The 15,201-nt window shown below is 62.3% G+C and carries 12 protein-coding genes and 1 pseudogene; 8 read left to right on the top strand and 5 right to left on the bottom strand.

Features of this window, described 5'->3' with window-relative positions:
- Positions 1–39 precede the first annotated feature (39 nt).
- From QZ564_RS03010 to sseA, 4 genes and pseudogenes are all read left to right on the top strand, one after another.
- Positions 40–867, top strand: a pseudogene (locus QZ564_RS03010) (ABC transporter permease subunit); the annotation flags it as partial.
- Positions 864–1,655 carry an ABC transporter permease subunit gene (locus tag QZ564_RS03005; RefSeq protein WP_297104366.1) on the top strand — a complete coding sequence of 264 codons (792 nt, stop codon included), beginning with the start codon at positions 864–866 and terminating at the stop codon, positions 1,653–1,655. The pseudogene QZ564_RS03010 and the gene QZ564_RS03005, both read left to right, overlap by 4 nt.
- 5 nt (positions 1,656–1,660) lie before the next feature.
- Complete coding sequence (locus tag QZ564_RS03000; protein WP_297104363.1) at positions 1,661–2,647, top strand: ABC transporter ATP-binding protein; 987 nt, start codon at positions 1,661–1,663, stop codon at positions 2,645–2,647.
- 118 nt (positions 2,648–2,765) lie between these two features.
- Positions 2,766–3,599: a 3-mercaptopyruvate sulfurtransferase gene (gene sseA, locus QZ564_RS02995; protein ID WP_297104360.1), complete on the top strand. Its 834-nt coding sequence runs from the start codon at positions 2,766–2,768 to the stop codon at positions 3,597–3,599.
- A 9-nt stretch (positions 3,600–3,608) separates the two neighbouring features.
- Here sseA and QZ564_RS02990 read toward each other — a convergent pair whose 3' ends face one another.
- On the bottom strand, positions 3,609–4,196 hold the full coding sequence (locus QZ564_RS02990; RefSeq protein WP_297104357.1) for a class I SAM-dependent methyltransferase: 588 nt from the start codon (positions 4,194–4,196) through the stop codon (positions 3,609–3,611).
- Positions 4,197–4,493: 297 nt separating this feature from the next.
- Between QZ564_RS02990 and QZ564_RS02985 the strand changes: the two genes are divergently transcribed.
- On the top strand, positions 4,494–5,198 hold the full coding sequence (locus QZ564_RS02985) for a DNA helicase (RefSeq protein WP_297104354.1): 705 nt from the start codon (positions 4,494–4,496) through the stop codon (positions 5,196–5,198).
- A gap of 62 nt (positions 5,199–5,260) precedes the next feature.
- Here the strand turns inward: QZ564_RS02985 and mmsB are convergent, their stop codons facing one another.
- The 3 genes from mmsB to chvE all read right to left on the bottom strand — a co-directional run bounded on the left by mmsB (position 5,261) and on the right by chvE (position 9,304).
- Positions 5,261–6,451 (bottom strand): multiple monosaccharide ABC transporter permease, encoded by a 1,191-nt coding sequence (mmsB, locus tag QZ564_RS02980; RefSeq protein ID WP_297104653.1) that lies wholly within the window; start codon positions 6,449–6,451, stop codon positions 5,261–5,263.
- Positions 6,452–6,540: 89 nt separating this feature from the next.
- A complete protein-coding gene (gene mmsA, locus QZ564_RS02975; RefSeq protein ID WP_297104352.1) occupies positions 6,541–8,073 on the bottom strand; it encodes a multiple monosaccharide ABC transporter ATP-binding protein in 1,533 nt (510 codons plus the stop codon).
- Positions 8,074–8,227: 154 nt separating this feature from the next.
- A complete protein-coding gene (gene chvE, locus QZ564_RS02970; RefSeq protein ID WP_297104349.1) occupies positions 8,228–9,304 on the bottom strand; it encodes a multiple monosaccharide ABC transporter substrate-binding protein in 1,077 nt (358 codons plus the stop codon).
- A gap of 447 nt (positions 9,305–9,751) precedes the next feature.
- On the opposite strand from chvE, the gene QZ564_RS02965 reads away from it, so the two are divergent.
- The 3 genes from QZ564_RS02965 (at position 9,752) to QZ564_RS02955 (ending at position 12,814) form a co-directional block, all read left to right on the top strand.
- The gene (locus tag QZ564_RS02965) at positions 9,752–10,495 is read left to right on the top strand and encodes a FadR/GntR family transcriptional regulator (protein ID WP_297104346.1); all 744 of its coding nucleotides are present in this window, start codon (positions 9,752–9,754) and stop codon (positions 10,493–10,495) included.
- 67 nt (positions 10,496–10,562) lie between these two features.
- Positions 10,563–11,516 (top strand): sugar-binding transcriptional regulator, encoded by a 954-nt coding sequence (locus tag QZ564_RS02960; protein WP_297104343.1) that lies wholly within the window; start codon positions 10,563–10,565, stop codon positions 11,514–11,516.
- A gap of 722 nt (positions 11,517–12,238) precedes the next feature.
- Positions 12,239–12,814 carry a superoxide dismutase family protein gene (locus QZ564_RS02955; RefSeq protein ID WP_297104340.1) on the top strand — a complete coding sequence of 192 codons (576 nt, stop codon included), beginning with the start codon at positions 12,239–12,241 and terminating at the stop codon, positions 12,812–12,814.
- 114 nt (positions 12,815–12,928) lie between these two features.
- Here QZ564_RS02955 and QZ564_RS02950 read toward each other — a convergent pair.
- A partial coding sequence (locus tag QZ564_RS02950) for a hypothetical protein (RefSeq protein ID WP_297104337.1) occupies positions 12,929–15,201 on the bottom strand: 2,273 nt, incomplete at its 5' end.

Here is a 15,201-nt window from a genome sequence, read left to right as displayed (position 1 = left end):
GTTGCACCACCACGCCCAACCAGACGCTTCACTTTCGAGTGGCTTGGCGTTGCCCCCTTCGTCATCTTCGCCGTGATGTTCCTGATCCTGCCGACCCTCTATCTGGTCGGCGCGGCCTTTGTCGGCCGCGACGGCCAGTTCACACTTGAGAATATCGCCGGTCTTTTCACTGACCAGATCCTGGCGGCCTACTGGATTTCCATTCGTATATCCGGTGCTTCCGCACTGCTGGGCGCCATTGCCGGGCTGGCCATTGCCCTGGCCATCATCCGCGGCCGTCTGCCCGACGGCCTTCGGTCGACCGTCATGACCTTCTCTGGAGTAGCATCGAATTTTGCTGGCGTGCCTTTGGCGTTCGCCTTCATTTCCACGCTGGGGCGCCTCGGGCTGGTCACCATCATTCTCAAGACCGTTTTCGACTTCGATATCTACCGCGCCGGCTTCAATGTCCTGTCCTTCTGGGGTCTCACCCTCACCTATCTCTATTTCCAGATTCCCCTGATGATCCTGATGATCGCCCCGGCGATCGACGGGCTCAAAAAGGAGTGGAGTGAGGCCTCGCAAACCTTGGGGGCGAGTGCGCTGCAGTTCTGGCTCTATGTCGGCTTCCCCATCCTGTGGCCCAGTTTCCTGGGCACGCTGAGCCTTTTGTTCGCCAATGCCTTCGGCGCGATTGCGACCGCCTACGCCTTGACCGGCTCCTCACTGAACATCGTGCCCATCCTGCTCTACGCCCAAATCCGCGGGGACGCCCTGCAGAACCCCGGCCTCGGGGCGGCCCTTGCCCTGGGCATGATCGCCATCACCGCGCTCGCCAACATCATCTATCTGGTGATCTCAGCTCGCGCCGAAAGGTGGATGCGATGAAGCCCCGGAAATTCTGGCCCTGGTTGGTCTTCACCCTGGGCGCCGCCTATTTCCTGGTGCCCCTGATCGCCACCTTCGAGTTCTCGCTTAAGATGCGGCGCGGCTATTACAGCTTCGACAGCTATGGCTCCGTCTTTTCCGACCCGGCCTTCCAGGCAACCTTTGCCTATTCGGCGCTGATCGGTGTCTTCGCCATCGTGGTTGGCATCGTCGTCGTGGTTCCGGCAGTCTATTTCGTGCGCCTGCGCTTGCCGCACCTGCGGCCGCTCATGGAATTCATCACGCTCCTGCCGCTGATCATTCCAGCCATCGTGCTCGTCTACGGCTATATCCGGCTTTACAATTCGAGCTCGATCGTGCCGTTCACCGGCTCGGCGCTGGGCACCGACATCCTGCTTATCTGCGGATATGTCACCTTGGCCATGCCCTATATGTATCGCGCCGTCGATACCGGCATGCGGGCCATCGATGTCAAGACGCTGACCGAGGCGGCGCAGATCATGGGCGCCGACACGCTTCGCATCATCACATCGATCATCCTGCCCAATATTCTCGTCGCGGTGCTGTCCGGCGCGTTCCTGACCTTCGCCATCGTCATCGGCGAATTCACCATTGCGAGCCTGCTGAACCGGCCCGCGTTTGGGCCCTATCTCCAGAATATCGGCGCCAACCGGGCCTATGAGCCCTCTGCCCTGGCCATCATCTCCTTCATCATCACCTGGGGGGCCATGGGCATGATTCAGCTTCTGGCGCGTTTTGCGCCGCGCTCCGCCCCCGTCACGGATTGAAACCCATGAGCGACCAGCACTTCCTTCGCGTTGAAGGCCTGACCAAGCACTATGGCACGAACGCCGTTGTGAAGGGCGTCAGCTTCGATTTCTCCAAGGGCGAGTTCATATCCCTGCTGGGCCCGTCAGGCTGTGGCAAGACTACCATCCTGCGCATGATCGCGGGCTTCGAGACACCTAGCTCGGGCACGATCCAGGTCGATGGCGAAGACATTACGGCCCTGAGGCCCAATCAGCGCCGCCTCGGCATGGTGTTCCAAGCCTATGCCTTGTTCCCCAATCTCACCGTGGGGGACAATATCGGCTTCGGCCTCAAGGTCGCCGGTCTGGGCCGGGAACAGCGGCGCGCCCGCGTTGAAGAAATGCTCAAGCTCATCGGCTTGCCCGGCTTCGAGAAGCGCTTCCCTTATGAGATGAGCGGCGGCCAGCAGCAGCGCGTGGCCCTCGCCCGTGCCATCGCCCCCCGTCCCAGACTGCTGCTGCTTGATGAGCCGCTTTCAGCGCTGGATGCCAAGATCCGTGTGTCCCTGCGTGAGGAAATCCGCGCCATCCAGCGCGAGTTGGGCATCACCACTGTCTTCGTCACCCATGACCAGGAAGAGGCCCTGTCCATCTCCGACCGCATCGTGGTCATGAACGCCGGCAATATCGAACAGCTCGGCACGCCTCACGACATCTACAACCGTCCCTCCACCCGGTTTGCCGCTACCTTCGTGGGCCATCTCAACACCCTGCCGGCCGCCAGCTTTGGCCCCGATCGGGCCATTCGGCCGGAACTGATCTCCCTCACGCAGCGTCCCGATACCGACACCACCCTGTCGGGTATCGTCTCCGATATCGGCTTCATGGGCTCGGTATTGCGGCTCAAGGTCGATGTCGCCGACGTCCGCCTCAGCATCGACACCTTCAACGCCAATTCCACGCCGCCCCAGCGCGGTGATGCTGTCACCCTGCACCTCGCCTCGCGCGACGTTCTCGCCCTGGGCGCCTGAGGCAGACCTTCGCGCCATACCAGGAAAAGCAGGTGCCCGACCGGCCACCGGTCCTCGAATTGTGGTTTGACCGCGCCTGCATGCCAGATCATTCTCTCGGCAAAGAGGGAGTCGCAACTTGGACAATCCGTTCGTTTCAACTGACTGGCTGGCAGCGCACCTTTCAGACCCGGATGTCGTAGTCGTCGATGCGAGCTGGCACATGCCGAACGCGGCCCGGAATGCGCAGGCGGAGTATCTTGCCGGGCATATTCCGGGGGCAGCGTTTTTCGATATTGACGGCATTGCGGACACCCAGACCGACCTTCCTCACATGCTCCCTGCGCCTGCGGACTTTGCCAGGTCCGTCGGGGCATTGGGCATATCCCAAGACCATGCGATCGTCGTCTACGATGAGCTTGGCCTGTTCAGCGCCCCGCGCGCCTGGTGGACCTTTCGACTGTTCGGGGCGGACAAAGTCCATATCCTCGAAGGCGGCGGGCCGAAATGGCGCGCCGAACGCCGTCCCGTCGAGGCTGGGCTGGTCCGGCGCGACAAGGTTCGCTTCGATGTCCAATTTGACCCCGATGCCGTGGTGGACTTCGACACGGTGGTCAGCAATCTGCGCACGCAGCAAAGCCAGGTGATCGACGCCCGCCCTGCTCCCCGGTTCCATGGCGAGGTACCGGAACCGCGCAAGGGACTGAAGCCCGGCCACATTCCCGGTAGCCTCAACGTACCCTCCAATCTCCTGACCGAACACGGCAAGCTCAAATCATCGGGGGAACTACAGGCAATCTTCGCCGATCGCGGCATCGACCTGACGCGGCCGATCATTACCTCCTGTGGCTCCGGCATCACCGCCGTCACCTTGGCGCTGGCACTGGAACAGGCGGGGGCAAAGGATGTAGCCGTTTATGACGGGTCCTGGGCCGAATGGGGCGCGCATCCCAATGCCGAGATCGAGGTCTAGGCCAGGTTTCTAGCCAGCATAGGCCACCCAGCCACGAAAATCGAAGCCGGCAAAGAACAGGCTGATCCCGGAAAACCCCGCTTGGGCGAGCATGGCCTCCTCGGCTTCTGGTGCCAGCAGATGCAGGCGCTCCAACATGGCCACCCGGCCTGCGTCTGCCTGCGCGGGATCCACGCCATTTGAGATGGCGAAAGCCGCGTGCCGCTTCATCCAGAGATCGCGACTGGCGTCGTCCTGAGCAAAGCTCATATGGGCCAGCACCAGTGGCGCCCCGGAACGCAGTCGCTGACGCAAAGCCTTCAATGTGTCGAGGCGCTCAGCCAACGGTATGAAGTGAAACGTCAGCAGGCATGTGGCACCATCGAACGGTCCGCTCGAGGCCCCCGAAATGGTTCCGTGATGAAGGCAGATGCGGTCCGCATGCGCGGAGGTTGCCAATCGCGCGGCATCAAGCATGGATTGGGAAGGATCCACACCTTCGAATGTCCAATGGGCGTGCGCCTTTGCCAGGTTCGCAAGCTCCATGCCGCCGCCGGCTCCCAGCACCAGCACCCTTCCGTTTTCCGGCACGCGTTCGGACAACAGGATATCGGTCATGCGGTGCAATCCCTCCAACCCCGGGACCTGTATGAGCGCATTTTGGGCGTAGGCGTTGACAGCTTGCATCATGAACTCCAACACAATATGTAACAATTATTGTTACATATTAGGCACCCCGTCAACCCAGCTCGTACTGCGCGGCGGGAATCAGCTAGCATGGCGGTCGGCGCGATCCACGCCTCCCCCCTCCAAACGGGAAAGCAGCTGTCCTGCAGGGTCTTTCGCTTCAGATCAGCCCCGTCGTGCGACGGCAAAAGGAGGGATTGCCGGAGCCAGCAACGACTGGAGCAAATCATGCGCACCTCTGCGCCTATTCATCGTCTCAAACGCGCCGCCCGTGAGCATGCACGAACAGAAGCCATCCCGCTTCATGCAGCGCTCGACCAGATTGCCGCCAGCGAAGGCTACTCCAGTTGGAGTCTGCTCGCTGCCAAGCACACCCAGGCATCATCCGATCCCGCCACGCTCTTGGAATCCTTCGCGCCCGGGGCTCTGGTCCTGCTCGCCGCTCGCCCCCTGCAGGGCAAAACAATACTCGCCTTGCGCCTGGCTCTATCTGCCGTCGCACAGGGACGCACGGCGTATTTCTTTTCGCTGGACTATACGGAGGCCGATATTGCGGCAAGGTTGGCTACCATGCCCGCAGACCTCGCGCGCCACCTGACAGTCGATTGCTCAGACTCTGTCTCGGCAGCGCATATCATCGCCCGGCTCGGCCCCTCGCAGCGGGGAGCTTTCATCGCCGTGGACTATCTGCAGCTGCTCGACCAGAAGCGCTCAAACCCGCCCCTTCAGGAACAGGTGGAGACACTGGCGAACTTTGCCCGGAGCCAGGGCCATGTTGTGGCCTTCGTGTGCCAGATCGACCGCCGCTTCGATCCCATCCTCAATGGGCTGCCCGGACCGGCCGACATCCGCCTACCAAACCCGCTGGACCTGAATGTGTTCGATCGAGCCATCTTCCTGCATGGCGGTCGTTTCAGCAGCCTGAACCTTTAGCGCCAGCCAAAACAAAAGGCCGCCGGATCGCTCCGGCGGCCTCGAATACTCTGCCTGTCAGGTCAGGCTGAGCGGTTCTTGTTGTAGAGGTCGAAGAACACGGCGGCCAGCAGCACCACACCCTTGATCATCTGCTGCCAATCGATGTTGACGCCCATGATCGACATGCCGTTGTTCATGACACCCATGATGAAGGCGCCAATCACTGCGCCCGCCACCTGGCCAACACCGCCCAGCGCCGAGGCGCCGCCGATGAACACGGCCGCGATCACGTCCAGTTCCAGCCCCTGCCCCGCTTTCGGCGTCGCCGAGTTGAGGCGAGCGGCATAGATCATGCCGGCCAGCGCGGCCAGGGCGCCCATGATGGCGAAGATATAGAAGGTAGTCCGTTCGGTCTTGATGCCCGAAAGCGCTGCCGCCTTGAGATTGCCGCCCAAGGCGTAGATGCGGCGGCCGAAGGTCAGCCTCTTGGTCATGAAAACGAAGAAGGCAATCAGCACACCCATCACCACCAGCACATTGGGCAGGCCGCGATAGGAAGCGAGCATATAGGCGAAGAACAGCACCAGCGCCGCGATCACCACGTTCTTGATGACGAACAGGCTGAACGGTTCGACGTCATAGCCACGAGCGATGCGGCGGGCCCGGCCACGAATGGCAAAGAAGATCATGCCGACAATGGCAAGGATCGCGATGACCATGGTGGTAGAATGCAGCACGACATTCTGGCCGTTCTCGGCCAGCCAGGGCATGGTGATCGGACCGATCAGATCGGGGATGAAGCCTGCGGACAACATCTGGAACTCGGCCGGGAACGGTCCAACCGACTTGCCCGCCAGGATAGCCAGCGACAACCCCTTGAAGATCAGCATGCCAGCCAACGTCACGATGAACGCCGGGATTTTGTAATAGGCAATAAGGTAGCCCTGCGCCGCGCCGATCACCGCACCGGCGAGCAGGCAGATGGCACCGGCCACGATCGGATTGGCGAGGAAGGCCAGCTCCGGCGGCAGGTCCCAGCCGACCATCAGCATGGCCGCCAGAGCGCCGATGAAGCCCGAGACCGAGCCAACCGACAGATCGATATGGCCGGCCACGATGACCAGCAACATGCCCAGCGCCATCACGATGATGTAGCTGTTCTGCAGGATGATATTGGTCAGGTTGACCGGCTTGAACAGCACGCCATTGGTGAAATACTGGAAGAACAGCATAATGAGGATCAGCGCGAGCAGCAGGCCATAGTCGCGCATATTGGCGCGCAGGGCGCCAATCAGCGTCAGTTCATGGGCCTGAGCCGGCTGGGCCGCGGAACCGGTTCCGGTCGGTGCAGTTTCGGTGGTCATGATGCCTTTCCTTCGGCGCGCACGATGGAGCGCATGATCTTTTCCTGGCTCGCGTCGCTGGTGGGCATTTCTCCCACGATGCGGCCTTCATTCATAACATAAAGACGATCGGTGATGCCGAGCAGCTCCGGCATTTCCGAGGAGATCACCAGGATGGCTTTCCCCTGGGAGGCCAATTGGTTGATGATCGTGTAGATTTCATATTTGGCGCCAACGTCGATACCGCGCGTCGGCTCATCCAGAATCAGCACATCCGGATTGGCGTAGAGCCACTTGCTGAGCACGACCTTCTGCTGGTTACCGCCCGACAGATTGCCCACCACCTGATAGACGCTGGACGACCGGATGTTGGTCTTCTTGCGATAATCATTGGCTGCGTCGAGCTCGGCCAGATCGTCGATCACACCCCAGCGCGACACGCCCATCAGATTGGCGATGGTGGTGTTGTGCTTGATGTGGTCGATCAGGTTGAGCCCGTAGGTCTTGCGATCCTCGGTGGCATAGGCAATGCCGTTACGGATCGACTTATCAACCGTGGACGTATCCACCTTCTTGCCGTTGATGAACACCTCGCCGGAAATCTTCTGGCCATAGGACTTACCGAACAGGCTCATGGCGAATTCGGTGCGTCCCGACCCCATCAGCCCGGCAATGCCAACCACTTCGCCCTTGCGCAGATTGATGTTGACGTCGCGGATGATCTGCCGCTCGCGATGCTGCGGATGGAAGACATTCCAGTTCTTCACTTCCAGCACCACGTCGCCAACCTTGGGCGTGCGCGGGGGATAGCGATCGTTCAGGGCCCGACCCACCATGGAGGTGATGATGCGGTCCTCGGTGATATCCTCGGTGTTCATCGTCTCGATGGCCCGGCCGTCGCGGATGACCGTCACGCGGTCGGCGATACGGGAAATCTCGTTCAGCTTGTGGCTGATGATGATCGAGGTGATGCCCTGCTTCTTGAATTCAAGCAGCAGATCGAGCAGCGCCTGGCTGTCCTTTTCCGAGAGCGAGGCGGTCGGCTCGTCCAGAATGAGCAATTGCACCTGCTTGGAGAGCGCCTTGGCGATCTCGACAAGCTGCTGCTTGCCCACACCGATATTGGTGATCAGCGTGTCGGGGTCTTCGTTCAGGCCCACCATCTTGAGCAGCTTGCGCGCGCCGTCCCGGGTCTCATCCCAGTCGATGACGCCGTTCTTGGCCTGCTCATTGCCGAGGAAAATGTTCTCGGCGATCGAAAGCAGCGGGACCAGCGCCAGTTCCTGATGGATGATAACGATGCCCTTGTGCTCGCTATCGCTGATCGATTTGAAGTGCTGCTCTTCACCCCGGTAGATGATCTGCCCTTCATAGGAGCCCGACGGATAAACGCCGCTGAGCACCTTCATCAGCGTGGACTTGCCTGCGCCGTTCTCGCCGCAGATGGCGTGAATCTCGCCCTCGCGCACGTCCAGATTGACGTCCGACAGCGCCTTCACGCCGGGGAAAGTCTTGGTGATGCTGCGCATCTCCAGAATGGTCTTGGTCATGCTGACCCTGTCATTTCAGTGACCGACAACGGGTTCCTTCGGGCTTCCCCTCGTGAACCCGGCCCGCTGGTCGCCACGAGGACGGCCAGCGGGCCTGGTGAAATTGTCCAATAAGGGACCCCGCCTCGGCGGGACCCCTCACCGGTCATGCAGCTTACTGCAGTTCTTCGGCCTTGATGTAGCCCGAAGCGACAACGCGCTCTTCGTAGTTGGTGATGTCAACTTCGTACGGGGTCAGCAGGATCGAGGGCACAACCTTGACGCCATTGTCATAGGTGGTGGTGTCCAGACCGCCCGGCTCTTCGCCAGACAGCACGGTGTCGATCAGCTGAGCGGTGTACTGGGCCAGTTCGCGGGTATCCTTGAACACGGTCGAGTACTGCTCACCGGCGATGATCGCCTTGACCGACGGGGTTTCCGCGTCCTGGCCGGTGATGATCGGCCAGCTCAGGTCGCCCGAGCCATAGCCAACGCCGCGGAGCGACGAGATGATGCCGCGAGACAGGCCATCATAGGGAGCCAGCACGCCGTGGACACGGCTGCCGTCCGAGTAGTTGGCCGACAGAATGTTGTCCATGCGGGCCTGAGCAACAGCACCGTCCCAACGCAGGGTACCAACCTGTTCCATGCCCATCTGGCCCGACTTGATGACGATGTCACCGCTGTCGATCATCGGCTGCAGAACGGCCATGGCGCCGTCATAGAAGAAGAAGGCATTGTTGTCGTCCGGCGAACCGCCAAACAGCTCGACATTCCAGGGCTTCTGGTCGCCGAAGCGCTCTTCAAGACCCTTCACCAGGCTGTTGGCCTGGAGCACACCGACCTGGAAGTTGTCGAAGGTGGTGTAGTAGTCGACATTGGCGCTTTCGCGGATCAGGCGGTCATAGGCGATGACCTTGACGCCCTGGTCGGCAGCCTGCTGCAGCACGGCCGAAAGGGTGGTGCCGTCGATCGAAGCAATCACGAGAGCCTTCACGCCCTTGGTGACCATGTTTTCGATCTGGGCCAGCTGGTTCGGGATATCATCTTCCGCGAACTGCAGGTCGACGGTGTAGCCCATGCCTTCGAGCGCGGACTTCAGCTCGTTACCGTCCGAGATCCAGCGCAGCGACGACTGCGTCGGCATGGCGATGCCGATCTGTCCCTTGTCCTGCGCAAACGCGCCGGTGACGGCGGTGGCGACCAGCGCACCCGCAGCGAACAGCGTCGCAATTGATTTGAGAACCTTCACGTCTCGACTCCCTAAAAACTTTCGAGATTGGTTGTTGTTGGCCTGTTGGGTTCGGAAAGTTCAGGCAGCCCGGGCCCGGCCTCAAAGCCGCACCTTCGACCACCGGCTTGCGCCGCATCCGAAAGGGTCAATGCCCGAAGGCATTGCCGCATGGAACTACATGAAATCCTCCGGCATGGACGACAATGCTGCCGCCATGGACTCTCCCAAGCCCACGCGCCGAAAGCTAGGATAATCAGATAGGACTGTAAAGCGGAGAGTCGCGTCCACCCGCATATTTTTCGACTCATGCAATAAAGTTCAAGGCCTACTTGCAGGGTAGTTCGGACGCAATTATGGTGCGCCTCGCTCTGGGAGGAGCTTCAACCATGCACCTCATTGCAGGTCATGGCGCAATGAAGGTATCTGATACCTTTTGGTGAGCGTCGTTAGCAAACAGGTAATTCGATGTCCGAGCGCGGCAGCGCAGTTGAGGTCGTGGCGGACGACCTCGCCCGCCAGATTCTGACCCAGTTGACGCCGGGCGCCAGCCTGCCAAGCGAGGCTGAGCTGGCCGAAACCTACGCGGTCAGTCGCCTCACTGTCCGCGAGGCGGTCAAGCTCCTGGCGGGCCGCGGCCTGCTCGAGGTGGCCCGCGGCCGCAAGGCCGTGGTGCGCGAGCCCGACGGGGCCGCCTTCGCCGACTTTCTGACATCCATGATGCACAATGACTCCAAGGGGCTGTTCGACTTGGTCGAGGTGCGGCTGTCGCTGGAGGTGCAAAGTGCAACGCTGGCCGCAAAGCGGGCCAATCGCGCCGGCATCGCTGCGATCGAGAGCGCCCTGCAGGGCATGCGCGAAAACGCCGAAGCGGCCATGGCGGACGATCCGGAAGCGGACAGGCGCTTTCACGACTTCGATGTCGGCTTCCATGAAGCGGTGGCCCTGGCCAGTGGCAACCGCATTCTGGGCTATTTGTTCGAGGCCATGTCCGCACCCCTTCGGCACGGCATCCAGATCAGCCGCCGGGGTCACGCCAATCGCGGCCACACGCTGCTTGATACCATTGACTGGCATCAACGCATTCTCGAGGCCATTCGTGCCGGCAATGCGCGCGCCGCAGGAGAAGCAATGCGCCTCCATCTCAAGGACACCGAGCGGGACATCCGCAACGCTCTCTCCAACATGGCCGAACGGCCGACCCGATCATGACGCGCCATTGCCCTTGCAGGTGAAAGCCGCATCGGAATAATCCTGTTACCGCAAAGGAAGAGGACGCATGGCTGCGCGCAACGACAATTCCGCGACCCGGCTGGACGATGCCGCCCGCGCTGGCTGGCTCTACTACGTCGCCGGCAACACTCAGGAAGAGATCGCCGCCAAGATGGGCATTTCCCGCCAGTCGGCGCAACGCCTGGTGTCGCTCTCGGTCAGCGAGGGCCTGATCAAGGTGCGGCTCGATCATCCCATCGGCCATTGCCTGGACCTGGCCGAACGGCTGCGCAGCCGCTACGCGCTCGACCATTGCGAAGTCGTGCCGTCTGACCCTGGCAGTTCCTCGACCACAATCGGCATTGCCGAGGCCGGAGCCGCGGAGATCGAGAGGTGCCTGCGCAGCCCGGACCCGGTGATTATTGCCATTGGTACCGGGCGCACGCTCAAGGCCGCCATCGAACAGCTCCAGCCCATGGATTGCCCGCACCACACCGTAGTGTCGTTGACCGGCAATATCGCCCCAGACGGTTCCGCCGCGTTCTACAACGTCATCTTCAACGTGGCCGACACGGTCAAGGCACGCAGCTTTCCCATGCCCCTGCCGGTCATCGCTTCCTCGGCCAAGGAGCGCGAAATGCTCCACTCCCAGCCCATGATCGCCTCGACGCTGGATCTCGCGGCCCGCGCCAATATCACCTTTGTCGGCATCGGCCATCTGGGACCGGATGCGCCACTACTGCTCGACGGCTTCATCTCCGAAGCCGAACACAAGGCGCTGCAGAAGGCCGGCGCCGTGGGCGAAATCTGCGGCTGGGTGTTCGATGCCGAAGGCAAGCTGATCGAGGGCCAGACCAATGACCGGGTGGCCTCCGCGCCCATTCCCAGCCGCGAGAATGGCCGCGTCATTGCCCTCGCCATGGGCCCAGCCAAGGCCGCCGCCATCCGCGCCGCGCTCACGCGGCGCCTGGCCAATGGCCTGATCACCGACGAGCAAACGGCTGAATTGCTGCTGGCGTAGCAGCACGATCGTTCGTGCATGTCCACCTCCACTGGTAAGGCCACGCGTTGATGCCCCGGTCGACGCAGGCGTCTCCGGTTTTGACGAAAAGAGCGGAGTCCCGAGACGGTCTTCGTCCCTGAAACTAAAAAACTGAGACGAAAACCGTCTCGGAACGCCGGGATTTCTCGATAGGGGATAACTTGGAAGGCTGTCCGGCGCGGCCACCCCTTGGGCACCCGCTTTCAGCTACTGGTAAGAACCAGCAGCAGGCTCGAACTCTCACCGACCGACCCCCAGACCATGACGGCACGCGACTGCCCCATGCCCGGCTTTCCCTCCCGCCACTGGTCGCTGCAGGCCGCCCTATCGCGAGAGGAATGAGGGGATTATGCGGGAGGATTTGGCACCGGGGATAAAAGGACGGGTGGGGTGATCCCAAACCCATTCGCCATCACCGGCTGTCACCCCGGCGAAAGCCGGAGCCCATCCTGAGGTGACGCCAAGTGTGTCGCGCGCCTGTTGTGTCCGCCGCGCGCCATCTCTGGATTGGCCCCTGGGGCGGACCCGGGGTGACAGCTGGTGGGTGTGGATGTTTAAGGAAGGCGGCGGGCCGGGTTTATGGAACCGCCGGAGCAGGTCGCGATCTGTGTCATGGGCTAATCGTCGTGAGTGGAGGAACATGGGTGGGTGCTGATCGTTGCTGAACAGCGTCACTTCGCAACACACGAAAGGACCTTCTCATGCGAACCAAGCTTCACCTGATCTCGCTCCTTGCATTCGCACTTGCCACGCCGGCCATGGGGCAGGACGACGCCTCTCAAGGCGGCGCTGACGCCTTGGGCGGAGAAAGTGCCCTTGCCGTTTTTGTCGGGGCCGACGGCAATGAGCTGGGTTCTGTTACTCTGACACCCAATGAGGATGGCAGCGTCACACTGGCTGGCGGGCTGCGTGATCTCTCGCCCGGTCAGCACGGTTTCCACTTCCATCAAACCGGAGAGTGCGATGCCTCGAGTGGTTTCGAAAGCGCCGGTTCCCACTTCAATCCGACTGACATGCAGCACGGCCTTGATAACCCGGAAGGGCCGCATCTGGGCGACATGCCCAATGTGACGGCCGGCGAGGACGGCACCGTCAGGGTGGACCTGACCACAGACCGCGTAACCTTGACCCAGGGTGAGGAAGGCTCTCTCTTCGATGAAGACGGCACGGCCATTGTCATCCACGAAGGCGCTGACGACCAGATGAGCGATCCGTCCGGCAATTCGGGCAACCGCATTGCCTGCGCCGTCGTCGAGCCGGGAGCGGCGGTCGAGTAGGTCCGGGCGGAGCGAGGTCGGCATCGTTTATCGACCAGCTACTGCCAGACAATTGGCACCAAGAAAAAGGGCCCCTGAACGCTCCGGGGCCCTTGTTGATTTCGGCAATGGCGATCAGTTCAACCGGCCGCTGGCGTGGGCGAGGGTGGTGTAGACCTTGCCCTTGTCCGAGAGCAGATATTCGCGGGTTTCGGCGGCCGGGTTGGGGCCGGCGGCGGCGCGTTTGAGGAGTTGTTCGAACTCGCTCATATAGGCCTGGGCGGTGCGGGCGAAGTCGGGTTCGCGCTGGATGCGCTTGCGCACTTCGTCATAGGTGCCCTGGCCGGTGAGCGTATAGATGCGGCGCGTGAAGACATTGCTCTCGCCGGCCTGGTAGCGCGCCCAGGCCTCGCTCAGCGCGGCGTCGTCGATCGAGCGGGCAATTTCCTCGGTCAGGCCGGACAGGGCCTGCGGCGCAGCGCCGCCCGCCTGCTTGGCGGAGGCATTGCGCAGCACATCGCGCAACCAGCCACCGCCTTCGGCTTCGGCCGCCTGGCGGGGTGCCGGGGCAGGGGTAGGGGCTGGCGTGGGCGCCGGAGCGGGCTGTTCGATCACGGCACTGGCACGGATCGGATCAACCAGCGTCTGGCGCGGCGGCTCGGCCCGATAGGTCTCGCGGGCCGGCTCGGGCTGACGCGGAGGCGGCTGATAGGCCGGCGGCTCTGGCTGGCGCGATGCCCGCTGGGGGGCGCGGCGGTCTGTCAGGTCATGGCTGGCCGGCTGCGAACGCACGATGGCATTGAGCTCGCTGAGCGCTTCGATCTGTTCGGCCACGACGCGGCGCATGGCGGCGGCGCTGGCGCGGGTTTCCTCGGGCAGCTCGTTGACGCCACGGGCCAGTTCGGCGCGGGTGGATTCGAGTTCGGTGCCCACTTCACGAGCCGTCTCGCGCATGGCGCGGGCGGTGTCAGCGAAGCGCTGGGTGGCTTCCTCGATGGCGCGCTGCATTTCGGCGACCATGCGTTGCTGGGCTTCCTGCAGGGCCTGGTTGGCCCGGCGGCCTTCGCTATCGGCAACCTCATGGAACTCGCCCAGCTTGCCGGTGACTTCGCCGGTCGTTTCGTCCAGCGCGCGGCGCAGCTGGCCGGTATTGGAAGCGATGGCGTTGCGCACCGAGCTGGTCGAATCCGAGATGGTGTCGGCCAGGGTGCTGGTGGTCGAAGTGAGCACGTCGGTGACGCTGCCGGCAGTGGAGGCCAGAACATCGCTGACGCGGTTGGCATTGTCCTCGAGCGCAGCATTGACCTGGCTGGATTGTTCGCTCAGCGCCATGCGCACCGAATTCGAGGTCTGGTTGAGAGCGGCGGCGGCCGCCTCGGCAGCGCGCTGAACGGCGCTGTCCATCTGCGAGACATTGCTTTGCAGCGTGGTCGAGAAGCGCTCGTTATTGGCATAGAGCGCGTCATTGACACTGCTTGCGTTCTGCTCGAGCGCCTGGGTGACGGTGGCCGTGGTCTGGCTCAGGGCGTCGGTGACTGAGTGGGTCGTGGCGTTGAGCGCCTCGTCCATGGCGCGGCGGGCGCCGATCAGGCGGCGTTCGGTGTCGTTGACCGTGTCGGCGATGGACTGGGCGAACAGGCGCATGCGGCCATCGATATCGTCGGCGCGGGCGGCAAAGCTCTGCGCCAGCGCATCCATGGCACCGCGGCGGTCTTCCAGGTTCTCCAGTGCCATGGAGCTGGATGCGTCGAGGGTCTGAGCAGCCTGATTGATGCCTGCGGCCTCTGCATCGAGGCGACCCAGAATGGAAGAGAACTCATCGACCATGCTGCGGATGGTATTCTGCAGAGCGCCGACATGCTGGGTGACCATGTTGCCGGCCTGTTCGGTCTGGCCCATGGCCTCGCGCATGGTGCTGGAGTAATTGGCCGTCTGCTGGGCGACGCTGGTTTCCAGGCTCGCCAGATTGGCGGTGGACGCGTCCAGCACCCGCTGCAGCAGCAGGTTGGAGTCGTTGAGCTTGTTAAGGGCGTTGGTGACGTCGCTGAGGATGCGCGTGGTGGAGACCGACATGATCTCTTCGGCTTCGCGGGCATTCTCGCTCAATGCATCGCGCAGCAAATTGCCGTGGCTGGCCAGGGCATTCTGCAGCTGTGCCGACTTCTCAATGACCAGGCTGGCGAACTGGCTGGTGTGCGTCTCGACCGACTGGTTGATGGTGGTCAGGCGCTCTTCGATGGCATCGGCGGCGCCGACAGCCTTCACCGACACCAGCTGGTCGATATTGCTGGCGGCCATACGGATCTGCTCGAGGGCGCTGCGGACGGCGGTGTCCATGCGGTTGGCCGTGCTTTCCACATCGGACGAAATGGCGCTGGTGGCCGCGGTGATGCGGGGGGCAATGGTTT

It is taken from the genome of uncultured Devosia sp., assembly GCF_913055165.1.
Classification (GTDB): Bacteria; Pseudomonadota; Alphaproteobacteria; order Rhizobiales; family Devosiaceae; genus Devosia.
This window is presented reverse-complemented; position numbering and strand designations above follow the sequence as displayed.

Coding starts and splice junctions, on each gene's coding strand:
- QZ564_RS02985 (WP_297104354.1), top strand. CDS start 4,494: ATGCGCACCTCTGCGCCTATTCATCGTCTCAAACGCGCCGCCCGTGAG.
- QZ564_RS02955 (WP_297104340.1), top strand. CDS start 12,239: ATGCGAACCAAGCTTCACCTGATCTCGCTCCTTGCATTCGCACTTGCC.
- QZ564_RS02960 (WP_297104343.1), top strand. CDS start 10,563: ATGGCTGCGCGCAACGACAATTCCGCGACCCGGCTGGACGATGCCGCC.
- mmsB (WP_297104653.1), bottom strand. CDS start 6,451: ATGCGCGACTATGGCCTGCTGCTCGCGCTGATCCTCATTATGCTGTTC.
- QZ564_RS02965 (WP_297104346.1), top strand. CDS start 9,752: ATGTCCGAGCGCGGCAGCGCAGTTGAGGTCGTGGCGGACGACCTCGCC.
- QZ564_RS03000 (WP_297104363.1), top strand. CDS start 1,661: ATGAGCGACCAGCACTTCCTTCGCGTTGAAGGCCTGACCAAGCACTAT.
- QZ564_RS03005 (WP_297104366.1), top strand. CDS start 864: ATGAAGCCCCGGAAATTCTGGCCCTGGTTGGTCTTCACCCTGGGCGCC.
- mmsA (WP_297104352.1), bottom strand. CDS start 8,073: ATGACCAAGACCATTCTGGAGATGCGCAGCATCACCAAGACTTTCCCC.
- QZ564_RS02990 (WP_297104357.1), bottom strand. CDS start 4,196: ATGACCGATATCCTGTTGTCCGAACGCGTGCCGGAAAACGGAAGGGTG.